This window comes from Microcoleus sp. S13_C3 (assembly GCF_036700905.1).
Lineage (GTDB): Bacteria > Cyanobacteriota > Cyanobacteriia > Cyanobacteriales > Microcoleaceae > Microcoleus.
In genome coordinates this window covers 1-22,858 of record NZ_JAUBPT010000037.1, presented here as the reverse complement: position 1 = coordinate 22,858, position 22,858 = coordinate 1, and the positions used below count along the sequence as shown (strand labels likewise).

The window sequence follows — 22,858 nt, the reverse complement described above, 5'->3', positions numbered from 1 at the left end:
AATTTGTGTGGCACAGGCCGGAAAGCCTGTTCTTCCCACAATAAAACTGAATTTGTGTGGCACAGGCCGGAAAGCCTGTTCTTGATGATTTGACAGTGCCATGAAACCAATCTAAAATCTCAAATTATATAAGTTTTATTCTCTCCAATTGTGCTTCTAAGTTATCGATTAAATTATTTACTAACTGTAACTGGTACTGCTGAACATTCATATTTAATGGCTCTTTGCTTTCTTGAAAACAGATAACTTTTCCGGCGATTTCCTTGTAGTGTTGCAGCATGGAAAAAGTATCGGTACTGAAGCGAGCAAGATAGTTTTTAGCAGCCTCGCGGCAAATTTCCGTTACTTGATTTAGATAAGCTTCTGACGATTCAGGCGGCTTTTCATTCCCAGTTCTTTTATTCAAAATATAGCTAGCACCGCCGACTACTGCGGCTCCCACCGGCCCGCCCAATAGCCAACCTAAGCCGGTGGCGATCGCCACTGGAGCCACTTCGCCCTCGTTCGACTTTTGAGCTGGAGGTGGTGGCGGATCCGGTAAACTGACTTGCGGGGATGGAGGAAACGAAATCAAAAGTGCGATCGGCTGTTCTTTATCAAAGAACTCGCAAGCTTTATTTACCCATTCTGCGATGGTTTGCTGCTGATGTAAGACCTCTCGCTCAAATTTTAGCTTCCACGCATCAAAACTCCCTTCCTGGAGCGACAGCGCCATTTCCGATTGATACCGCTGCAAAAGTGTGGGCTGGTAAAGCCAAATCTCGAAATCCGAAACGCTGGCTTGAAAGCCTTTTGATATCAGTTTTTCGGCTTTTTGTTTAATTTCAATTTTGTCTTTGTGCTTTTTTTGACCTGCGGCTATTTCTGCGGTGACAGTTTCAGCTTTGGCTCGGAGAGATTGGCAAATTTTAGTAGCTATAGCTTCAATTCTGGGCAACTTAACTGCTAATTGTTCCTGTTGATCTGCTACAATACTTTGCAAAGCCGATTCAAAGCTGGCAATTCCTGTAGTTTGGGCGGCCGCCACATCTCCTTTCAGCCTCGCCCTCAAAGCCGGCAAAGCATCGACGCGGTAGATATTGCTGATATTGTTCGGCAAGTTCGAGCGAAAACTTTCGGCAACAAACAACAAGCGATTGTAAACTTGTTTTTGGTCGTCGGGTTCGAGTAGATTGAGAAAATTGGCAACAAAGACGACTGTGTTGATGTTGCGATCGCTCAACCAATCTCTCAAGTTCTCCCGTTCGCCTAAAGTCATCAATTTGCGAGCATCTAAAACCTGCACAATTAAATCAGCCGTTAGCAATTTATCCCGAACCAAATTATCCTGTTCTTCGCGGTCATTGGTTCCCGGCAAATCCAGCAATTCCACACCGGTTTGCAGGAATGGATGGGGACAATAAACATTAACGGCGGCCACATCATCCCGCATTTGTCTCGCGTCGTCAAGGATGGCATAGCGTTTCAAAACATCAGTCCCCGGTTCGCTAATTTCCGTGCCGTCTTTCAGGGTAATTTTTGCGTGCAATTCCTCGCCGTAGTTGACATAAATGGCAGCACCTGTAGTGGGCACGAGGTCGATCGGCAAAGCACGATTTCCAAGCAAAGCATTGAGCAAAGTTGACTTACCGTAATTAAACGGGCCAAAGACAGCGATTTGAAAAGTTGGTTTGGCGAGATAGTCGCAAATTGAGGTAGTATCTCGATACAGTTGGGAGTTTTTATCCAGTTCGAGAATACCGAGTGCTGATTTGAGATTGTCGGTCAGGTATTGATAAATTTCGGGTTGTTGCATATTGTTGTTTTATTTCATTTAGTTAGCTGTAGGTTGGGTTGAACGAAGTGAAACCCAACATTTTTTGTAGATTTGTTGGGTTTTGTAGATTTGTTGGGCGAACCGAAGCGTAGGGTTCGTTCCAAGGGCCCAACCTACATATATTATAAGCGATCGATCGAGCCTGATATTACTTATTCTCGTGAACCTGTAGGAGGTTCAGTAAATTCTAGTTAGTTCTAATAAGTTTTCTGGGAAGAGAGACAAGAAAACTTTCCCAAGGCGATATGCTGGTCCATTATCAGGAGTCCAAGCATCCAAGCACTTGTATTTTCCTTGATTCCAGCCTTCAAACACCCACCTCGATCCATCCAAACCCCAAGACAAATCCCAAGTAATGGAAGGCCAAAATTTATTCTCATTGATGGCTGTCAGTAATTCCAAAGATTTTGCTTCTGTGAGCATCCAAGGCTCTTCACTCCCTACCTTGCTTCCTACTTTTGTAACAGCCTGCAAGCAAGGTGTACTCAGTGTATCTCCCCAAACTCGAATGACTAAGCTGGGGTGAAAACTAGGTAGATAAATAAAGCGATAGGCAGTTTGTACCTTCTCCCGATCGGTGCAATTTGATAAAGGTGGCTCTTCAAATGCAGCTAATGTATTTGAATACCTGCTCTGCCTAAACTGCATTCCTTGTACTTGTTTATGAGAAAAATCTGGGGGAGTAACAATATAGTGTTGATTGATGAGGTCGATCCCCCAATCTCTATTATCATATCGAGAAGAAGCCAGATCGTACAATGCAGTATTTCTGTGTTCTATCTGCTCAATTCTTAGAGCAATTTGAAGAGCTTGCTTGTATTGCTCTTCTGAAATTTTTTCCTCTATCACTGCAATAACTCTTGAATGCCCTAGCAGTTCTTCAGGCAATAATTCATGGGAACGATCGAGCTTCCTCTCTAATTTTTTTTTAACCAGATGGACTAATATTCTATCTCTTTCTTCTATATCTTTAATTGTTTCGGCAACCAAAAGTGCCTCTTGCCAGAGATAATTTTTCTGATTTGGTTCTTGGATGAGATTGGCAATTTCAATTAAGGTAGCTGCCTTTGTATAGCCATTTGTCAATCTTTGAGTAATTTCGATCGCCTCTTGAAAACGACCTAGTTGCTTAAGTATATCTATCTTTTCAGGGCCATCTGGCAGATTTTGGTTAAGCCTGTTGTTCAGCAGCTTTTGATTAATTAGGGTTGCCTCTTGCCACAAGCCCAAGTTTTGTAGCAAACAAACCTTATCATAGCTATCCGAAAAGTTTTGGGTAAGTTCTAAGGCTTCCTGATAAATTTCCTGAGCTTTCTCATGGCGATCGACAAGTTCAAACTGTTGAGCCATGTTGATAAGTCGGTTGATTTTGGCAGAGCTGTCTTCAAGGGCTTGAATACTTTTCAAGTTTCTTTCTAATCTCTCTAATTTCTGTGAAACTTTATCATTATCCATATTTACCCCCTAATGTCTGCATCTACTCATCCACATCCTTAAGCCCATTCTGCCGCAGGCTCCGCACCATGTCAATTTTCTTGCGATCATTCCCAATCTTGGGTCAATAACAACGGTAATTAGACTGGGGGATTAGAGCGTGTTTTCAAACTATTCTGTAGGTTGGGTTGAGGAAGGAAACCCAACTACAATTTAAGCTAATTTCAAGTTTGAAAACACGCCTAGCTTCCCGCCGATGCTAGGAAACATTGATATAGCGATTCAATACTCTGCGACTCGGCAGAAACATCAGCCTCCAATTTTTTCAACCGCTGCGATTCAGCCTGACAATTAATCTCGCGAGATTCCTTTTGAGCCAGCAAATTATCTAACTCAGATTTCCGAGAAGTAATATCAGCATTCATGCGATCGCCCACTTCTCGCCCATAAACATCAAAACACTCTTTTACAGCATCATGAATCGGCTGCCACTGCTCTTGAGCCACCTGCGGCAGATATTTCACTAGCTCTTTTTTCGCCGCTTTCACCAACTGTTTATGAGCTCCGTCTGCTTGCAAAACCCCAACACCCATCCCCAATAAAGCCAAGTACAGCGGCCCCAAAACAATCCCCGTCAAACTAGCAAGAATCGTACTGACGCTCAACACAGTGATTAAGTTGAGCAGGATATTTTTCCAATCAAAACCCGCTCCGGCCATTGCTACTCCTGCCAGATTTCCGGTCGTTAAGGAGAACAATCCCATCGCCCATTTTGCCCAACCTGGGGAGTTATCTTCGTTCGAGTGGCTGACTGCTGCTGGTATTTTTTGTCCCGTCAGTTTTTCGGTAATTTTTTCAGTCACTTTCGTGTAAGATGCTCCGTAATTTGCGGCACTTTTCGATAGCTGCGAAAAGGCTGAATTCATTTCTTGTTCGGCCGTGAGAGTCCAAGCTGCTAGTTTGTCATTGATGTACTGCTCGAATGCTCGTTTGAGCGATGCTTCAAAAGCTTCTCGCTTGCCTTGGCTGAAGAAATCCAGAAATCTCAGTTCCGGTTGATACCGTAAGAAATCTGTTTCAAAGGTATTTTCTAAGTTGAGAACGTAGGTGCGAAAAGAATCTGCGATCGCCCGCGATTTACTATCTCTAACTTCGCTAATTTCTTGTTGAAATTCATCGCGAATTTGAGTCAGCTTTTTAAACTCCGGCTCAACTGAATTAATCTTTTCCTTCAACTCATTGACATCGCGATCGAGTAATGGTAAGCGGCGCCCAACAGCTTCGCGGACACGAGCAGAAATTTGACGCGCCAAAGTCCTCGCCGGACGCAATTCCGAAATCGCCCTTTCCTGCGTCAAAAACGTATTCAGTGCCGCCATAAACTCTGGAAAACCAGTTCCTGCCAAATTCGCATCCGGGTTTTTCATCCGCAACCTGAGCGCCTTAATTGAGGTAATTGCAAACACTCGCTCGTCGTAAATGTCGTGGCCTTCTGTTAAACAATATTCAGCCAAATTAGCTTGAAAAACCCGCCGCAGTTTCCCTTCTGCTTCTGCCAATTCTTCAGGATCATCCGGGTCAATCAAACTTTCCCGCACCTGATCCCAAGCATTTATCAGGAAGAAAATGCTCACTCCGCGATTTTTGATGTAATTTTCTAGATAGCGTCTTTCGCCCATTGTGCAAGGCTGAGTTGCCCTGAGCACAAACAAAATAGCGTGGCAGTTGTTGATGTAACCGAGAGATAATTCATTGCGGGATTCTGTATCGTTCAGTCCGGGACTGTCTACTATTTCTATGCCTTTTTCTAACAAAGGTAAGGGATATTCTACTACGGCGCAATCGATATCTGGAAATGCTGGTTTCTTTTCTTCTTCTAAGCGTTTTGCCTCAGCGGGGTCAATTGTGTAGTTCTGTTTAAAACTTTTAAAATCTAGCTGTTTTGGGCTTTTGCCGTCATTAAAATAAACGGTGACTTTTTTTTCTGAACCATAGCGCAAAATCGTCAGCAAAGCTGTACAGGGATTTACATCGCTGGGCAGTAAGTTTTCGCCGATTAACGCATTGAGAAAAGTGCTTTTACCGCGTTTCATGTCGCCTAGCACTAGCAGCCGAAAGACTCCTTGGCGCAAGTTTTTACTGGCGACATCAATGTCGGCGTTGTCTGTTTCTAAACCGAGTTTTCCCGATGCTTCTCCTCCTGCTAATTCTGCTTGGTTGATGGCTGTGGCAATGTTGCTGAGGCGAGTGGCAATTTCTCGGCGGACGGCGGCTACTCGCTCTAAATCGTTGAGAAAGTTGCTAGTTTCTACTTTAAGGTTCATGGGTATTTCCTGAGAGTTTCCTGCTTGAGCTTTTTAAATTTTGTCTTCTTCAATAAACATTTTGTAAGCGATCCAAGCAATGCCTCCCACTATCAGCGCGGCTGCCAGCCAAGATGCTATGCGAACTGCAACGATAACAGCAATGACAATGCCTGTAAATTGAGCGGCTGCTATAATTTTTCGGCGCCACTGTTTGAGTTTGCCGTTAACTTGGCTGTCTGGTTCTTGGTACTTGCTTGTTAGATGTTCGGGCACTGAGCGGTCGATTTCGGCTTCTAGTTCGCGGAGCCGAATTTCTTGTTCTCGCTTCCGCAGTTCTTGTTCTCTGCGCCGGAGTTCTCTGGATTTGTTGTCAGGAGAATTCATAAATTTTAGCCTGTTTTTCGCTGGACAAATGTGTTATTTATTGTCACTGTTGCGGAGCGATAATACCAATTTAATGTGAAGTTTCACATATCTCGATCCCCCCTCGCATACCCCCTACTCCCCCTGATCGTTGGGGAGTATGGGTTGACTTTGAGAAGAATCTTGTCCCCCCCTTATTAAGGGGGGTTAGGGGGGATCAGATTCTACGGGGCCTCATAAAAAATTGGTATAAGTTCTCTACGACTGTAACTCACATTTTCCCCCATGTCGAGAAATGTTAAGAAATTGTAAAAAGGGCGATTCCCTACGGGATATAGCAATCCTCGCATCATTTGCATAATTATTGTAGGGGCAATCCCACGCCAGGTTGCCCGATAGATAGGTGGTAGGCACTCTTAGCACTACCCCTACAAATTTATCTGAATCATTTAGGATTGCTCTAGCTACGCTTCACGACTAATTAAGCCGATCGCCCTACGCCCTAGGCTAGCCACTGCAAATCATCAATAGCCTTCGGGCCCGATAGTAGTGCGATCGCACTCCGCTTCCGACAAATCAACCAAGCGCGATCGAAATAAGTTGCAGCCCCCTAATTGAGCTTTGCTTAACTTTGCTTTCTCCAAATTAGCTCGGCTCAAATCCGCATATCTCAAATCGGCATTCGTCAAATCGGCATTGTACAAATCCGCACCTTGCAAATTGGCTTTCTGCAAATTAGCACCTTGCAAATTGGCGTGACGCAAATTTGCTCTTGATAAGTTTGCTCTTGATAAAGTTGCTTCCGACAAGTTAGCTTGATAAAGTTGAATGTCGCCCAATTCAGCATCTTGCAAATCAGTTTTATAAAGATTGGCTTGAGTCAAATTTCCGTAGGGCAAATAAGCTCGCCTCAGAACGCTACCAGAAAGATTTATTTCTGTCAAATCTGCTTGAAACAAGTTATGTTCACTTAAGTCAACGGCGTTAAAGTTTCGCTGGCCCTCAGCATACTGAGCAAGCAATTCCTCACCGCTTAGCTTTTGCATTTTCATTCCTCATGACGACAGCTACTGCAGCCAATCCATAACAGTAATCAATGGTGATTTTTTTGCGTATTTATACTTATGTCTCTTATTATGTTAAGCTTGTGTAACAACAGTCGCATTTTTTCTAAGATTTTTTTTATATTTGTAAAATTCTGCCTTGCTCAACCAGTAAGCGGTTAGTAATGTCAAGATCGAGAAACCAAAGTCAATCCTCTACTGAAATATGCCAGAACATCCTCTCTCCATTGCTCAGCACTACCACGAACGGACAAAATACGACCCTGAAACCATTGCTGCTAAAAGTAAACAGCTAGATTGGACAGAGCAACCTGTGCCTTTCAAAGAATATAAAATTGGAGCGTATTTTGACCTCAAGCCTTATCTAAAAGACCCCTCCGAGGATGCCGATGCCGATCCCGATGCCGCTTGGTGGCATCGGTTATCTAGCTTGTTGCTGTGCAGCTACGGGTTGACGGCGAAAGTGCAGACGGTAGACGACAGCTACCTGTATTTGCGATCTGCACCGTCGGCGGGTGGACTATACCCAGCAGAGGTTTATTTAATCTCCCGTGGCACTGCCCAGTTGCCGGCCGGACTCTACAATTATCAGTGCAGAACTCATTCACTTGTTCATTTTTGGGACAGTCAAGTTTGGCCGACATTGCAAGCAGCTTGTTTCCAGTCGCCAGCGCTAGAAAATACCCAATTGGCGATCGCCATTACCACTATTTTTTTCCGTTCTTCTTGGCGTTACGAAGACCGAGCTTATCGGCGAATTTTTCTAGACACTGGCCATTTATTGAGTAATATCGAGTTAGCTTGCGCCGTCAACGATTACCGACCTCACCTGATTGGAGGATTCGCCGACGAAGCGGTCAATGAATTACTCTACATCGACTCGGAGCAAGAAGGAGCTATTTGTGTAGTTGCTTTAGCCGACTTGCTAGATATTGACCAAAACTTGCCTAAATTTAAAACAGCTTTGCCCGGAAAAACCACCACAGATTACCCGAAAATTTCCGAAGGTCAACTGTTAAAATACCTCCACAAAGCCACGCATTTAGAATCAGACCCTACCGGATCTGACGGCTGGAAACTGGATGAAAGTGAAGGGGAATTAGAGGATAAATACAACTTTCCATTTTGTACTAAAGTTTCGACGGTCACTCCTTCGATTCCTTGGGGAGTGAACCTGGAAACTTTAGAAAACACTATGCTCAAAAGGCGTTCTACCCGTGCTTATACAGGTGCTTCTTTGAGCTTGGGCGAACTGCTAGCTATGCTCGATTTTACTTACCAGCCCCAGCACTATATCGACCAAGGATTAGACGGTTATCCAGACTATTTCGATCTAAGCTTGATCGAGACTTTTATTGCTGTTTCGGGAGTGCATGGGTTAGAAGAAGGCTGTTACTATTACGCTCCGAAAGCTCAAGAATTGCGGCAAATTCGGTTTAAAAATTTCCGCAGGGAACTGCATTTTTTGTGTTTGGGGCAAGACTTGGGCAGAGATGCGGGGGCGCTGTTGTTTCACACGGCGGATTTGAACAGGGCTGTAGCAAAATATGGCGATCGAGTTTACCGCTATTTGCACATGGACGCGGGTCATTTGGGCCAGCGGTTGAATTTAGCAGCTATGCAACTGCGTTTGGGTGTCAGCGGTATCGGGGGCTTTTTTGACGATCGTGTCAATGACGTTCTCGGTATTCCTGCGGGTGAGGCTGTGCTTTATATTACAAGTCTCGGAAGACCTCGATCGTAAGAATGACGTAGTTTTTATTTGTCAGTAGTATTGCTTCATTGATCCCAGGCGCATCTAAATTTTACAGTCAAGTTTGATGAAATTAACATCTTACACCCTTCTCAAGAACAGGCAAGATGCCTGTTCCACAAACAGTGAAATTCGGTGTTCCACAAAGAGTGAAATTCTTGTGGAGTGGGCGTCCCGCCCGCCCTAAAAATACAACAGAACAGGCAAGATGCCTGTTCCACAAAGAGTGAAATTCGGGGTTCTACAAAGACTGAAATTCTTGTGGAGTGGGCGTCCCGCCCGCCCTAAAAATACAACTTAAATGCGAGACAGCTTACCTATTTAATTTACTCTTTTTCTCTTACTATTTCCCAATGCAAAACCTGCTAAATATTCTGTCTAGCACTGATTCGGTCACTTCTTCGCCCGTAACTTCCCCCAATGCTTGAATTGCACCGCGCAAATCTATTGTCCAAAAATCTAAAGGCAATTTGTTGCTCATAGTATCCGTGCACTGTTCCAGAGAAATTTTAGCTCTGGTTAACGCCGCTGCTTGCCGCTGGTTGATTGCTAAGTCTGAGTTGGCTGCTTGCAAATTTCCCCCGGTGACGGCATCTAAAATTGCTGTTTCTAAGTATTCTATGCCTCGATCGAGGGCGGCGGCTGCGGTAACTATGCGGTGACTTTCAGGGGAAAAAGGTAATTTGGGTATGGTTTTTACTAAGTCGATTTTGTTGATAATTATAATTAGCTGGCGGTGCTTTACTTGTTCGTAAATTTCCGAATCTTCCTCTGTCCAACCAGATTCCGCGTCAATTGTCAACAACACTAAATCGGCTTGTTTTGCTGCTGCGCGCGATCGCTCAACGCCAATTTTTTCTACCTTGTCTTCGGTTTCTCGAATGCCCGCAGTATCGAGCACCTGCACCGGAATGCCGCCGACAACTAGCTGCGATTCTACCACATCCCGCGTCGTACCGGGCAAATCCGTGACGATCGCCCGATCGCTCTTACTCCACGCATTCAACAAACTCGATTTTCCCACATTCGGCCGCCCAACAATCGCTACTTTCAAACCGGTTCTCAACAATTCTCCACGATCTGCGGTTGCCAAAATTGTTGACAATTCCTCCAAAACATGATTTATTTCCAAAGAAGTTTTAGCTTCATCTAAAGGCGGCAAATCTTCCTCAAAATCAATTCTCGCCTCAATTTCTGCCAGCACGTCCAAACAAGTTGTTCTCAATTTGCGAATTGGCTGCGCTAATTTTCCCTGCAAACTGGCCAAAGCACTTTGTGCAGCAGCGGGCGATTTTGCTCCCACCAAATCTGCAATACTTTCAGCTTGAGTTAAATCGAGCCTCCCGTTCAAAAAAGCCCGCAGCGAAAACTCTCCCGGCTGCGCCAATCTCGCCCCATGTTCCAAACACAACTGCAAGACTTGCTGCACAGCCATAATGCCGCCGTGACAGTGAAATTCCACCACATCTTCGCGAGTAAAAGAACGCGGCGCTTTCATGATTAGCAGCAAAGCTTCATCGACTAATTCTTGAGTTTTGGGGCGGCGGATGTGACCGTAAAGAATGCGGTGAGACTCCCATATTTGCCGTCCTGGGGCGCGAAACAGAGTTTCGGCAATTTTTAAGGCGGCGGAACCGGAAACTCGCACAATGCCGACGCTGCCTTGTTGGGGAACTATGGCAGTGGCGATCGCTGCGATCGTGCCTCCTTTTGTTAATGATTCAGACATTTTTATTGTTCACACATTCAAAAGTTCTCTCAATCTCCTGTTTTTGAGTATCAGGCAATTGCTTCTCGGTATTTGAGAGTATAAATCTCTAGTTCGTCATTCAAAAAATTAAAATAGTCGCCCTTTAGGGCAAAATGCACCAGTTTCCGGCTCGAAGCGTAGGAGATATTTGGTAATATTTTACCTAGAATCGCTAATTGTGCGTCGGCTCCGAGAGACCAGATAACTTGAATTAGGGATTCAACCACTTGTACTTTCATTTGACTGACCTCCGGCTTGGTTGTTAAATTATACATATCTCATTGACAGGATAAACAATTTCAGCATTTTTTTTCTAAAATATTAGAAGAGCGTGGCAACAGCGATGGACTTGGCGAGCCAATCCGATCGCCCGTTTTGCCAGTCAGTCGATTTTAGATTTTAGATTTTAGATTGACTCCACAGCTCAATCTGGGAACTTGAACAAGAGTCTAAAATTTTGGGCGTCTCACGACTCCAGTCGGAAAGCAACTATCCGTTTTTGGGTAGGAGTCACGGATCGATCGAACTTAAATTACTCAGCCACATATTTTGGCTATTCTGATTTCATGCGATAATGGAAAATTGACCGAAAGCATCCAGGATACAAGCCCCCGGATTCATCCGTGGAGAAAGAAAAAACCTGTATCCGATGAAACTTGCCCCCCGAATTTATCTGTGGGGTCAATGGTTCAATTCTTTAATCTAAAATCTAAAATCTAAAATCGATTGACAGGGTAGAGGGCAAAGCATGATTGGTCAACTTCTAGACAGACGTTACCGCATCATTAAAGTCACAGACTCAAGTGAGGTGGGAAAAACTTATCTAGCAGCAGATACTCACCGTCCCGGGTATCCGCAATGCACGGTTAGAGAAATGCGACTCCCCGGCACAAGTTCGCAAACTCCAGAATTAGTCAAAGTTATATTTCAAAGAAACGCAGAAATAATTGAAAAATTGGGAAAACATGACAAAATTCCCGAATTATTGGCGTATTTTGAGGAAAATCAAAGTTTATACTTAATTGAAGAATTTATTACCGGCTCACCTTTAAGTCAAGAACTAATACCCGGTCAACCTTGGGATGAAGACCAAGTAATTGGTCTCCTATCAGAAATATTAGAAATTTTGGTGTTCATACACGAGAAAGGTTTCATTCACCGCAGAATTCAACCCGACAGAGCGATCCGGCGCGAGTCAGACGGCAAATTTGTATTGGTAGACTTTAGCTTAGACAAAGAAATTAACCCGGAATTTGCTAACTGTCATTTGTTGTCGCAAACTTCCCCGAACTCTGTTAAACGGCATGAGGCAAAAAAACAGGATTTGGCGGCTCAGGATTTATACGTGCCGATCGAGCAATTGAGCGGCCACCCCCGTTACAATAGCGACATCTACGCTCTAGGTACAATCGCCCAGCTTGCCGTCACAGGACTCTCACCCAACGAACTGAGTGCCTTAAAAAACAACAAAAGCGAAATTCCCTGGCGAAACCGGGCAACTTGTTCGGCAGCCCTAGCAGATATTATCGATCGAATGGTGCGCCCTGACTGCGAGGAACGCTATCAGGAGGCCGCCGAAGTTTTAGCAGACCTCAAACAAATCGCCGTAAAATTGGAGGTTGAGCCGCCGCCAGCCACAATCATTACGGACGCTATGAGTCAACCGCGAAGACAAAGCCAAACCAAACTCCTGCTGTTGGCTGCAACAGCGGCAGCTTTAATCTTGACGGCAGTGATAATTTACTTTTGGCAGAGTCAAACTCCGGCGAGGTCAAAAGAATTGTTAGCCCGCGGCGTGGCCAAGGCGCAGCAAGGGGACAAAACAGGCGCGATCGCCGATTATACTCAAGCGATCGCCCTGAATGCCAGCGATGCGGAAACTTATTACAAGCGGGCAAACGCTCGCTACGACATGGGCGCAACCGAGCAAGCAATACAGGATTACACGCAAGCAATTAAAGTCAATCCTAGCCACACCAAAGCTCTCTACAATCGAGGTATGGCCCGCCTCGACACCGGGGACAAGCGGGGGGCCGTGGAAGATTTCACCCAAGTAGTGCGACTCAATCCCAGCGACGGTGAGGCATACTCTCAGCGGGGTTTAGCCTACTACGATTTGGGCGACTACCGCACGGCAATTGAAGACTACACTCAAGCAATTCGGCTCACTCCCAACGATGCTACAGCTTACAGCAATCGGGGTTTAGCTCGATCGGCTGCGGGCGACAAAACAGGAGCAATGGCAGATTTTACTCAAGCCCTTCAAATTAGCCCCAAACAAGCTGGCGTATACTACAGTCGTGGTCGAGCGAGATTTAATCTGGCAGATTATCAAGGAGCGATGGAAGATTATACTAAGGCGATCGAATTGCAACCAGATCTCGCTGATGCCTATACCAATCGGTGCAGCGCTTACTTGAATTTGGCCACCTACGACAAAGCGATTGCAGATTGCACCGAAGGAATTCGCCTCGCTCCAAAAGATGAAGCAGCTTACAACAACCGCTGCATTGCTTATCTGAATTTAAAACAATTTCAAAAGGCCAGCGAAGATTGCAGTTTGACGATCGGACTCAACGGCAACAATCCCAAAGCCTACAGCAATCGAGGATTAGCTCGATCGGCTTCGGGAGACAAGCAGGGAGCTTTAGAAGATTTTACTCAAGCAATTCGACTCAATCCCAGCGATGCAGTAGCTTACAGCAATCGCGGTACTATTTACTCAGAACTAAAAAATTACCCTTTAGCAGTTGAGGATTTCGCTCACTCGCTGCGGCTCAACCCCAACAATGCTAGCGCTTTTTACAGCCGAGGCCTCGTCCGCCGCCAACTCAAAGACCGTGCTGGGGCGATCGAAGATTTTCAGAAAGCTGCCACCCTCTTTCTCGAACAAGGAAGAGCCGATGGTTTCCAAAACGCACAAGCACAAATCAACGACCCTAAGTAAACTATTATCACGATTCAGATGTTAAAAAAAGAAGAAAAAAGGCAGAAGGCAGAAGGAAGAAGGAAGAAAGAAGAAGACCCAATTACCAATTCCAAATTACCCACTTCCCGTTACCAACTCCCCGTTACCAATTCCAAATTACCACCTCCCCGTTACCAATTCTCACTTATAGATATGAACATGGTTGGTCAACTTTTAGACAGGCGTTATCGGGTAGTGCAAATTCTCAGTTCAGGAGCTTTTGGACAAACTTATTTAGCTGTCGATACTCGCCGCCCTGGCCACCCTCAATGTGTAGTCAAACAACTGCGGCCTCCCAGCAACACTTCCACAGTTCTCAAAACAGCTTACCGCTTATTTAAACAAGAAGCAGAAATATTAGAAAAGCTGGGAAAGCACGATCAAATTCCCTTTTTACTCGCTTATTTTGAAGAAGCAAATCAATTCTACCTCGTCGAAGAATTTGTACCCGGACACGCCCTAAATAGGGAAATTGTCGCCGGTCAACCTTGGCGGGAAGAACGAGTGCTGGATCTGTTGGAAGAAGTGTTACAACTTCTCGCCTTCGTACACTCTCAGGGAGTGATTCACCGCGATGTTAATCCCTCCAACTTAATCCGCCGCAAACCAGACGGCAAATTAGTTTTAATTGACTTCGGTTCGGTTAAAGAAGTTGCGAGTCACGTCAGCGAGTACGATACAGAATTTCCGCGCACCATTGCTACTGGAACTCCGGCTTATATGCCGATCGAACAATTTCAAGGAAACCCGCAATTTAGCAGTGACCTTTATGCAGTCGGGATGATGGCAGTCCAAGCTATCACTGGTTTACCCGGTACGGATTTGCCCAAATTGCAAGATCCGAGTCCTTCTCACACGGGGGAAATTGTGTGGCGAAACCGATCTCAATGTTCTGTGGGATTAGCCAATATAATTGACAAAATGGTCTGTCACCAATTTGCCAAGCGCTATCAATCTGCTGAAGAAGTTTTGGTAGCTCTCCGCAAGTTGAGACACCGCCAAGAGCCTGTGAATACGGCTCAAAAGAAAAGTATTTCTCCGAGGTTACTGTCTTCGGATAGTTTTTCGTCACGTTTGGGAAGTCGATTTTGGTTGATGATTTTGGCGGGCGTCGGGGCGGCGATAGTTCTGATATTTCTGTTTAGTTATTGGAGCCGCCCGAATCCGATTAAAGCTAAGGAATATTACGAACAGGGAGTGGAAAAGTCTCGCAATCAAGATGCGGCGGCAGCTTTGCAGGCTTTTAATAAGTCAATTCAATTGAATCCTAAAAAGGCTGAGAGTTTTTACCAGCGCGGTAATGCTAATTATGATTTAAAAAAGTATCAAGAAGCAATTGCGGATTATTCTCAGGCGATCGCCCTCAATCCTAAATATGTTCAGGCTTATTTTAACCGCGGGCTAGCCCGTCACGATTTTAACGACAAGCGCGGGGCGATTGAGGATTACACTCAAGCTTTGAATCTCCAGCCCAGGGATGCTGATACATATTATGAAAGAGGAGTTGCTTATTTAGAAATGCAAGATTACAATGCCGCTATTCAGGATTTTACCGAAGTAATTCGGTTGCAGCCGAACCTTGATAAAGCTTATCATTCGCGGGGGTTGGCTCGCGCTGGGAGCGCAGATTTGCAGGGGGCGATTGGAGATTATACTGAGGCAATTAAACTTGATGCTAAGAATGTTGATGCTTTTTACAGTCGGGGGAGAGCTCGCTTTCACCTAGGAGATTATCAGGGAGCTCTGGCGGATTATTCTCAGGTAATTGCGATCGATCCCAAGAGTGGAGATGCTTACGCTAATCGTTGCAGCACGCAGTTGAATTTGGGAGCGCATCAAGCGGCAATTGACGATTGCACTCAGGCAATTTCGCTGAGCGAGGAGGATGGGGTTCCTTACAACAATCGCTGCATTGCTTATTTAAATTTGAAGGATTATCCGAAAGCAATTGCCGATTGCACTCAAGCGCTGACAGTGAATCCGAATGATTTTAATGCTTTTAACAATCGTGGTTTAGCTCGCAGCGCGGGGGGTGACGCGCAGGGGGCGATCGCAGATTTTACAGCAGCAATCGGGTTCAATCCCAACAATGCGGAAGCTTACGCCAATCGGGCTAAGATTTACCAGGAGTTAAAGAATTACAATAGTGCGATCGCAGATTACGTGCAAGCTATTCGGATCAGCCCGAATTATGCTGCTGCTTACTACGGTAGAGGCATGGTTCGTCGCTCCTTGGGAGACAAAGCAGGAGCAATTAGCGATTTAGAAAAAGCCGGCAAAATGTTTCTCGATCAAGGACTTACTGGCGGTTACAAAGATGCACAATTTGAGATCGAAAAGCTGAAGTAGTCAGTTGTCAGTTGTCAGTTGCTAGTTGTCAGTTGCTAGTTGTTAGTTGTTAGTCATCAGTCATCAGTTAACAGTCAACAGTCAACAGTCAACAGTCAACAGTCAACAGTCAACAGTCAACAGTCAACAATGCCCCATCCCCAATTCCCTTTAAGAATTTTGAAGTCTCTTCACCAATTCATAAAACGGTTCCCAATTATCCTCAATAGCTATGGCTTCCCAAACAGCCTCAATTGTCGGTCTCAACAGCGATTGTTCGGGATTGTGCCGCAGCAAACAGTCCGCCATTTTGTCCATATCATCCGCCGACAAACTTTGCAAAATGTGATAATAGAACTGTCGCCAAGGTGCTATCAAGTCAGCCGGTTCCGCCTCAGCAAAAATTAGACTAGCATCATCTCGCCAAGTGCGAGAGAACTGTCTTCGCAGTTCAAAAAAGAAATCGTGATAGGCTACTTGAGACTCCGCCAGCATTTTAATTGTCACCTTCAACAACTCATCTCCCTCCGCCTCTGGCAAATCCTCAAATCCCAATCTATTGAGCATCAACTGCCGATAAGCTGCATTATAATAATCGCCAAACTTGGCCAAACCCGCATCCATATCAGCTTGAGGAATCGCCGCTGATAGCGGTTGCTGAAGCTTCTCTAAATTGTCCCTACAAATCAACGGTTGATTGCCGTAACAATACAGACCGTAATGGTCGAAATAAGCTGCTGTAAATTCCGGCTTGTAAGTTGGGATAAAAGCGAAAGGCCCGTAATCGAAACTTTCTCCAGTAATCGACATATTATCAGTATTCAGCACAGCGTGGCAAAATCCTGCCGCCATCCACTGAGCGACTAATTCAGCTACTCGCTTGACTAAATCTGCATAAAACAGGGCGTACTTTTCCTGCGGCGAAATACCCGCATTGGTTGCTTCTAAATGCAGTTCTGGGTAGTAATATTCAATAACAAAATCTAAAAGTTTTTTAGTTAAATCCGGGCGGCGGATATAGTACAATCTTTCAAAAGTTCCAAACCGGATGTGAGAAAGACTGAAACGCACCATTACGGACGATCGCGTCGGAGATGGTTCGTCCCCCCGCCACAAAGCATCCCCAGTTTCAACTAAACTAAAACAGCGAGATGTCCGAACTCCCAATCGCTGCAAAGCTTCCGCAGCTAAAACTTCGCGAACTCCCCCTTTGAGAGTGAGTCTACCGTCACCGCCCCGCGAGTAGGGAGTGCGGCCGGAACCTTTAGTACCGAAGTCGTAAAGTCTGCCGTCAGTCCCGCGAACTTGGCCGTATAAGAAGCCTCTACCGTCGCCTAAATTGGGGTTATATGTGTTGAATTGATAGCCGTGATAGCGAAGTGCCAAAAAAGGGCGGACGCAGTGAAATTCGCCGAACGCTTCAATAAAATGTTGGTCGGTTACTTGTGCGGGGCCTAAACCCAATATCGGCAATAATTTGTCGTTGCGGAAGCGCAGAATATGCTGCGGAAAATCGGCCGCAGGGACTTCATCAAAATAGTCGCCGCCGAGGGATTCGAGGGCTGGTTCGTAGTTGAGGGAAAGTAAGGGATTTGACATTTTTCTATTTTATCTTGAAATTGGCTATCACTCCAAATTATATACGGGTAAGGTGCCCACTGTATTGGTGTCAACAATTGCCTCATACCCTTTGTCTCCCTCGTTTATAGACGAGTTCGATACCCCTCGCATCCCAGCAGGGTTGTTTCATTTTAAAATTTTAGCATAGCTAAAGTTTGAGCATGAAACATTAGTTTCTTCCTCGAAGGCTAAAAATTTTTACTGTTAATTTTAGTGCGAGTTGAATTAACCGTTTTTCTTGCTAAAAATGGAGTTGATCTCATATCCGATTGACCATAATATCCCGGCCGGGCGGGTTTTTGAGATTGTCAATTATTGACCGATGTTGTTGGTGAACCCGCCCCTACCTCATTTCGGGTAATCGACGGGACATGATATGAAGTCTTAAATTTTTTAAAGTTAAGTGGGATTCACCAGCTAATATAGTAATCTAAATCATTTGTGAATTTCTTACTCCCTCCCCGCAGGTTCGGGGAGGGTTGGGGTGGGGTCAAAAAAATTACAACTCCTACAAGGATTGCTATATACCTTTTCCCCTATTTAAAATTGGTCAACACCCCGTAAATCGCCCAAATCGCCATCGCCCGCAAATAGTGACTCGCCCGAAAAGTCCCCCCCGCCGTAATCGCTTCCGGCGTCCGAAACTGCAACCCATTTTCATAAATCTGCTTCACCACCGCATCCGTCAATTTAAATGCTTTCTCCTCCATTCCCATCTGTACCAAAAAAGCCGCCAACCCAAAATTAATCCCCGTCCAAACTTCCAAAGGATGAGTTGCATTGGGATTTTCCGGCGAACCATTCAGCATCACCCCATTCGCCGCACCGAACTCCCCCTCATTGAACTTCAAAAAGCAAGAATCGTACACAGTTTCTAAAGCACTGACGGCACATTCTGGCGGCACAATATCCGGTAATCCTAACAGTTTCGCGTAAAATTGACCGCACAGTTGGTCGGCCATCACCACTTCGGAATTACTCTCGCTGTCCAAACGGTAATATTGACCGTTCCACAGTTTTTCTTGATAGCTCGGTCTTGCTTGTAGCAGCCAACTGTGATATAATGCTATCTTTGCTTGAGGGTTAGGAATTATCTCCGGTGCTGCATCTTCTAAAATTTCGCCGATCGCGATCGCAGCCTCCAGCGCCGCCAACCACAAACCCCCGCAATAGGCACTTATTCCTCGCATTTGCCAGTCATCAAACGTCTGATCCGGTGCTCCCGAATTCTCAGGAATTCCGTCCCCATCCTCATCAAAAGTTTTCAGATAAGCCAAAGCCTCAACAATTGCCGGCCAACACTCTTGCAGAAACTCACAATCTGTGCCGCCAGTCAACAGGAAATCCCGATAAACCTGCAACACAAAATCGCAAGGCAAATCCTTCCACAAATTGCAATCTTGATAGCTAGTATAATTCGTTTTCTCCCAAGGATGTTCGTTAGGAGCACCCAAATCGTGTGGTGTCGCACCGACAGCTTTTCTAATAGCCGAAGCTTGATTCCACCCAATAATTCTCGGCGTATCGTCTCCTGCAGAAATCGCCCTAGCAAACGCTAAAACCACCGACTTTTCCAAATCCGGCCACAGCATCAACAAAGCAAAAGAACCGTAAAGCCGCACGTCCAAACTTTCGTACCAGCGGTAATCAATGCACTCCAAAACCGCAAATTGACCCTTCGGATCGCGTTCGTCAGCCGCACTCCAAAGAGTACCGCCGTCAGTCAGGGCGTATAACTCGTTAAACAAAGCCATTTTAAAACTGTCTGACAAATCTTTCCGTTCTAAAATCGGTTTTTGCCAAGCTTCAATATTTTCGCGCCAAGTATCCGAATGCTTCATTGCAGTGCGAATAATCGGCCAAGCATTTTTGCCATTGCGGCCGAAGAAATCCGTATAGCGGCGGTAGTACCAAACTCCCGATGCAAACTCAGTAACGGGCAAATCCCAAGCTATAATAAAGGGGATTTTGCGGGTTTTTCCCGGTCGAATAGTAAAACGAACTGCGATCGCACAAGCCAACTGTTCTCCTGCTGCTGCGGCTGTCTCGTCTTTGTCATCCAACAAGAAACCTTCAGCAGAAAAGTTGCGCCAAATATCGTCGCCATTCCCCGCCGGGTTCCAGCGAGTTTGATAGAATACTTCTACCGCCGGATTAGTAATAGTTGCGATCGCCCATTGTCCATCCCCCTCTTGCGGTTCCTCCTCAGCAGTCAACCGCGTCATCACGCAACCGATCCGGTGAAAATCTTCCACCAACAAATTAAAATTCCCGGCACTTTCTCCCCACCGGGATTGATAATCATAAAATGGACTACCATCATCTCGCACCATCACTTTCGGCGACTTGTTGGCATTAGTAAACCAACCGACAATATTCTCCCAAGTCAGCATGATGCTGAGAGTAATCGGCGCATCTGTAGGATTGTGCGCTACCCATTCAAACATGGCTACTGGGTAACTGCTTTCCTGATAATTGTTCGGCAAAATTGGCGAAAATTGCTCGCAGCTTAATTGAGCCTGAAACACATTTTCATAAACAAACCAACTGCGCGGATACAAAGCATAATAAGTCCCCGAAGATTGAAATTTTTCCTTCTCTTCTGTTCTTCCGTCTGCCTTCAGAATTCCATCCGCTACATCCGTTACATAATCCGTTGCCGAACTTCCTTCTTTTGGATACCATTTCCAACTCGATAAACTGCCATCGGTAGGCGGTTCAGTGGACAGTGCAAAAGCTTGTTTCTTGCCTTGAGTTTCTTCAAAAACGCTGAACTGACAAGCGGGCAAACTGCGAAAAATGTGCTCGCCGCCGTCAATGTGCCAGAGGTTAAAGTCGCCGCGGGACGATCGCCCGATGCAGCCGGCACCGAACCCGCCCAGAGGCATTCCGTGCCAGGGGCCGTCGTCGAGATTGCTTGCGTAGCGGACTGTATAGGGATTCTCCCAACCGAGGCCGATGGGACGTTTCCAGGCCTGTGGGGGGATGTTTGGATTGGATGTGCGATCGTTATTCATGTGATTAATCTTAGCGCTCGATCGAGCTTTACAATTTTTTTAGTAAATTTTAAAGTTTTATCGCTCGAACAAATACCGATTTTTCCGAAGATTGTTGACGGTTGATTGTTGGCCAAAAGCAATTGGGTTCAGGGCGACCAGATTAATCACTTCTCCCATCTAAAATTTACCATCAAAAATCTAAAAGTTGTTGTCTATCGCCTAACGCGGTAGAACATCATCTAGGCGAAGTTGCAAGCTCTTTAACAGAGGAGAAATAATCGGTTGACCAAGGCGAAATTGTTGCTGGGTGTAATCTTGGTCAATCAGTTGGCAAACGGTGATAGTAGGTTGTTTTGGTTTACCGATAAAAGCCACACCCCCTAATCCGCGATAATCAACTATCCAATATTCGGGAATCCCTAAAATAGCATATTCTTCAACTTTTCGGGCGTAATCTGTTTCCCAGTTAGTGCTGACGACTTCTACCACCAATTTAATAGATCGTCCCAGCGTAATCACAGGTTCTCTTTCCCAGAGAGGTTCGCTGACTATAGCGGTTTCATCTAACACGACAATATCGGGACGGCGGGCAGTAGCTGCATCTGAGAATGGACGGATCAAACAAGTGCGGGGAATGAACCAAGGTAGTTTTTCGGCTGCCATGGCGATGCCGATTTGAGTTGCTAGTTTACCGCTGACGGTTTCGTGTGGGCCTGTGGGTTCCATGTCAACTAATTCTCCGTCAGCGAGCTCATAGCGGAAGTTGTCACAATATCGATCGAGGAATGTTTCAAAGGTGAGGACTTTTTGCGCGGTGTAAGCCATTAGAAACTAATAGTTTTTTGCTTTATTTTAATTACTGTACTTTAGCATTATTGTCAAATAAAACTAACCCGGAGATCCCCCCTAGCCCCCCTTATTAAGGGGAGTAGGGGGTGGGACAAGAAATATTCTCAAAATTCCCTCAACTAATCAAATCCCAAATCAGAACCTTTCCCCGCGTGAACCAGAGCCAACTTTTCGTAACGCTTAGCGTGTTCCACCAACTCCGCAGCTTCTTCCTCAGAGACATCCCGCAGGCGTTTGGCAGGCACTCCCGCAACTAGCGTGTGAGGGGGAACGTCTTTGGTGACAACCGCCCCTGCACCGACGATCGAGCCTGTCCCCACCCTCACTCCATCGAGGACGATCGCCCCAATCCCGATCAGGCAGCCGCGTTCAATGTAAGCTGAGTGAATCACGGCTCGGTGTCCGACTGTCACGAAATCTTCCAAAACAGTCGGTTTCCCCGGATCGCCGTGCAGAATTGCTCCATCTTGGATATTGGTACTTGAGCCTATTGCAATTCGCTCTATATCCGCCCGCACCACCGCCCCGTACCAGATACTAGCGCCCGCAGCCACCTCTACCCTGCCGATAACAACAGCGCCTTCAGCGACAAAAGCCGCTTGGGATAGATCGGGCAAGGGCCAATAGGAAGGAAGTGCAGGCAGAGATTCGTTGAGATTGCTCATTTGTTGGTCGATCGTTATACTTCTAGCAGATTAGCTGGTTGTTGATACGGGATATAATAAAAGTATTTGGGTGCGACTCGTTTAATCCAAATGGATAAAGAAATATCCAGGGACGATTAGCCTAACCCTCTGGTTAGTGTAACTGATTATACATCTAGGTGCAGGATTCACAAGTCCCTAGTCCTAGTCCGCAAGTGCAGCGGTAAAAGCATATCCCCTATTTTGCTAGGTAGCAACTAACAAAGTAAAGCGGGGATAAAAGGCAGACTACTGGTAGCCGAAACTGGTAACTGCCGAGCAAGAGTTCATGTGTAGCGAAAGCAAAAATGTGTCTGAACCATCGTTATTGTAGATGGTCTAAGGGCTGAATAAGACCAAGCCAAAAGGCAAGGATAGGGCATAGGCGTTTTCCTGTACGACCTATAAGCACTGCCCAGAAACCCGGTGGAGAGCATTACACTAAAAGCTCAAACAATGTATATTCGGAACGAAGTAACTCTCATATATTTCTGGAAACAGGTCGATTACCCAGTAAGTAGCTAACGAATAATATATGAGAGAAGGATTGTGTCAAAAGCCAAGGCTCTGTTGTAATGACAGAGATATGCAGACAGACACATGATAACTTCAAAGATAGGAACTCAGTAGCAATGAATAAGTCTAAAACGCGGGATAACCCGACGGTGGAATGGAATAAAATCAATTGGCGTAGAGCCGAAAGGTTGACATTCAAGTTGCAAAAACGTATCTATCGAGCAAGTGAGCGTGGCGACGTTAAAGCAGTTCGTAAACTTCAAAAGACCTTGATTAATTCATGGTCTAATAAGGTGGTAGCGGTACGGCGGGTAACACAAGATAACACTGGCGTGCGACGTGAAGTCGTACATTAGGCGCATCTGCGCTGAATAACTGGAGAGCCGCCTCTCCCGGAGAACTCTCTCTC

Annotated in this window: 14 protein-coding genes and 1 pseudogene; 4 read left to right on the top strand and 11 right to left on the bottom strand. The window is 45.5% G+C overall.

The window, feature by feature from the left end; genetic code table 11:
- Window positions 1-124 precede the first annotated feature (124 nt).
- From QUA16_RS12730 to QUA16_RS12710, 5 genes are all read right to left on the bottom strand, one after another.
- Complete coding sequence (locus QUA16_RS12730) at window positions 125-1,795, bottom strand: dynamin family protein (protein ID WP_333103734.1); 1,671 nt, start codon at window positions 1,793-1,795, stop codon at window positions 125-127.
- 198 nt (window positions 1,796-1,993) lie between these two features.
- The gene (locus QUA16_RS12725; protein WP_333103735.1) at window positions 1,994-3,271 is read right to left on the bottom strand and encodes a hypothetical protein; all 1,278 of its coding nucleotides are present in this window, start codon (window positions 3,269-3,271) and stop codon (window positions 1,994-1,996) included.
- Window positions 3,272-3,492: 221 nt separating this feature from the next.
- The gene (locus tag QUA16_RS12720) at window positions 3,493-5,574 is read right to left on the bottom strand and encodes a dynamin family protein (protein WP_333103736.1); all 2,082 of its coding nucleotides are present in this window, start codon (window positions 5,572-5,574) and stop codon (window positions 3,493-3,495) included.
- Window positions 5,575-5,607: 33 nt separating this feature from the next.
- Window positions 5,608-5,940, bottom strand: coding sequence for a hypothetical protein (locus QUA16_RS12715; RefSeq protein WP_333103737.1), 333 nt, complete (start codon window positions 5,938-5,940; stop codon window positions 5,608-5,610).
- A gap of 503 nt (window positions 5,941-6,443) precedes the next feature.
- Window positions 6,444-6,965, bottom strand: coding sequence for a pentapeptide repeat-containing protein (locus QUA16_RS12710; protein WP_333103738.1), 522 nt, complete (start codon window positions 6,963-6,965; stop codon window positions 6,444-6,446).
- 223 nt (window positions 6,966-7,188) lie between these two features.
- Here QUA16_RS12710 and QUA16_RS12705 point away from each other — a divergent pair, with 223 nt between their 5' ends.
- A complete protein-coding gene (locus QUA16_RS12705) occupies window positions 7,189-8,727 on the top strand; it encodes a SagB/ThcOx family dehydrogenase (RefSeq protein WP_333103739.1) in 1,539 nt (512 codons plus the stop codon).
- A 352-nt stretch (window positions 8,728-9,079) separates the two neighbouring features.
- On the opposite strand, the gene mnmE is transcribed toward QUA16_RS12705, so the two are convergent.
- Together mnmE and QUA16_RS12695 are read right to left on the bottom strand one after the other, a co-directional pair.
- Window positions 9,080-10,465, bottom strand: coding sequence for a tRNA uridine-5-carboxymethylaminomethyl(34) synthesis GTPase MnmE (gene mnmE, locus QUA16_RS12700; RefSeq protein ID WP_333103740.1), 1,386 nt, complete (start codon window positions 10,463-10,465; stop codon window positions 9,080-9,082).
- 50 nt (window positions 10,466-10,515) lie between these two features.
- Window positions 10,516-10,725 (bottom strand): hypothetical protein, encoded by a 210-nt coding sequence (locus QUA16_RS12695; protein WP_333103741.1) that lies wholly within the window; start codon window positions 10,723-10,725, stop codon window positions 10,516-10,518.
- A 509-nt stretch (window positions 10,726-11,234) separates the two neighbouring features.
- Here QUA16_RS12695 and QUA16_RS12690 point away from each other — a divergent pair.
- Together QUA16_RS12690 and QUA16_RS12685 are read left to right on the top strand one after the other, a co-directional pair.
- Window positions 11,235-13,433, top strand: a complete 2,199-nt coding sequence (locus QUA16_RS12690; protein WP_333103742.1) for a tetratricopeptide repeat protein — start codon at window positions 11,235-11,237, stop codon at window positions 13,431-13,433.
- Between the two features lie 180 nt (window positions 13,434-13,613).
- Window positions 13,614-15,803: a tetratricopeptide repeat protein gene (locus QUA16_RS12685; protein ID WP_445252162.1), complete on the top strand. Its 2,190-nt coding sequence runs from the start codon at window positions 13,614-13,616 to the stop codon at window positions 15,801-15,803.
- Between the two features lie 150 nt (window positions 15,804-15,953).
- Here the strand turns inward: QUA16_RS12685 and QUA16_RS12680 are convergent, their stop codons facing one another.
- The 4 genes from QUA16_RS12680 to QUA16_RS12665 all read right to left on the bottom strand — a co-directional run bounded on the left by QUA16_RS12680 (window position 15,954) and on the right by QUA16_RS12665 (window position 21,915).
- Window positions 15,954-17,381: a protein adenylyltransferase SelO family protein gene (locus tag QUA16_RS12680; protein WP_333103744.1), complete on the bottom strand. Its 1,428-nt coding sequence runs from the start codon at window positions 17,379-17,381 to the stop codon at window positions 15,954-15,956.
- A gap of 557 nt (window positions 17,382-17,938) precedes the next feature.
- Window positions 17,939-20,419 (bottom strand): GH116 family glycosyl hydrolase, encoded by a 2,481-nt coding sequence (locus tag QUA16_RS12675; protein ID WP_333103745.1) that lies wholly within the window; start codon window positions 20,417-20,419, stop codon window positions 17,939-17,941.
- A gap of 201 nt (window positions 20,420-20,620) precedes the next feature.
- Window positions 20,621-21,226: a Uma2 family endonuclease gene (locus tag QUA16_RS12670; protein WP_333103746.1), complete on the bottom strand. Its 606-nt coding sequence runs from the start codon at window positions 21,224-21,226 to the stop codon at window positions 20,621-20,623.
- Between the two features lie 143 nt (window positions 21,227-21,369).
- Window positions 21,370-21,915, bottom strand: a complete 546-nt coding sequence (locus tag QUA16_RS12665; protein WP_333103747.1) for a gamma carbonic anhydrase family protein — start codon at window positions 21,913-21,915, stop codon at window positions 21,370-21,372.
- A 650-nt stretch (window positions 21,916-22,565) separates the two neighbouring features.
- Here QUA16_RS12665 and QUA16_RS12660 point away from each other — a divergent pair.
- A pseudogene (locus tag QUA16_RS12660) lies at window positions 22,566-22,781 on the top strand (reverse transcriptase N-terminal domain-containing protein); the annotation flags it as partial.
- Between the last annotated feature and the right edge of the window lie 77 nt (window positions 22,782-22,858).

Excerpts from the sequence above, each read along its gene's own strand:
- QUA16_RS12730 (WP_333103734.1), bottom strand. The coding sequence starts at position 1,795 with ATGCAACAACCCGAAATTTATCAATACCTGACCGACAATCTCAAATCA.
- QUA16_RS12725 (WP_333103735.1), bottom strand. The coding sequence starts at position 3,271 with ATGGATAATGATAAAGTTTCACAGAAATTAGAGAGATTAGAAAGAAAC.
- QUA16_RS12720 (WP_333103736.1), bottom strand. The coding sequence starts at position 5,574 with ATGAACCTTAAAGTAGAAACTAGCAACTTTCTCAACGATTTAGAGCGA.
- QUA16_RS12715 (WP_333103737.1), bottom strand. The coding sequence starts at position 5,940 with ATGAATTCTCCTGACAACAAATCCAGAGAACTCCGGCGCAGAGAACAA.
- QUA16_RS12710 (WP_333103738.1), bottom strand. The coding sequence starts at position 6,965 with ATGCAAAAGCTAAGCGGTGAGGAATTGCTTGCTCAGTATGCTGAGGGC.
- QUA16_RS12705 (WP_333103739.1), top strand. The coding sequence starts at position 7,189 with ATGCCAGAACATCCTCTCTCCATTGCTCAGCACTACCACGAACGGACA.
- mnmE (WP_333103740.1), bottom strand. The coding sequence starts at position 10,465 with ATGTCTGAATCATTAACAAAAGGAGGCACGATCGCAGCGATCGCCACT.
- QUA16_RS12695 (WP_333103741.1), bottom strand. The coding sequence starts at position 10,725 with ATGAAAGTACAAGTGGTTGAATCCCTAATTCAAGTTATCTGGTCTCTC.
- QUA16_RS12690 (WP_333103742.1), top strand. The coding sequence starts at position 11,235 with ATGATTGGTCAACTTCTAGACAGACGTTACCGCATCATTAAAGTCACA.
- QUA16_RS12685 (WP_445252162.1), top strand. The coding sequence starts at position 13,614 with ATGGTTGGTCAACTTTTAGACAGGCGTTATCGGGTAGTGCAAATTCTC.
- QUA16_RS12680 (WP_333103744.1), bottom strand. The coding sequence starts at position 17,381 with ATGTCAAATCCCTTACTTTCCCTCAACTACGAACCAGCCCTCGAATCC.
- QUA16_RS12675 (WP_333103745.1), bottom strand. The coding sequence starts at position 20,419 with ATGAATAACGATCGCACATCCAATCCAAACATCCCCCCACAGGCCTGG.
- QUA16_RS12670 (WP_333103746.1), bottom strand. The coding sequence starts at position 21,226 with ATGGCTTACACCGCGCAAAAAGTCCTCACCTTTGAAACATTCCTCGAT.
- QUA16_RS12665 (WP_333103747.1), bottom strand. The coding sequence starts at position 21,915 with ATGAGCAATCTCAACGAATCTCTGCCTGCACTTCCTTCCTATTGGCCC.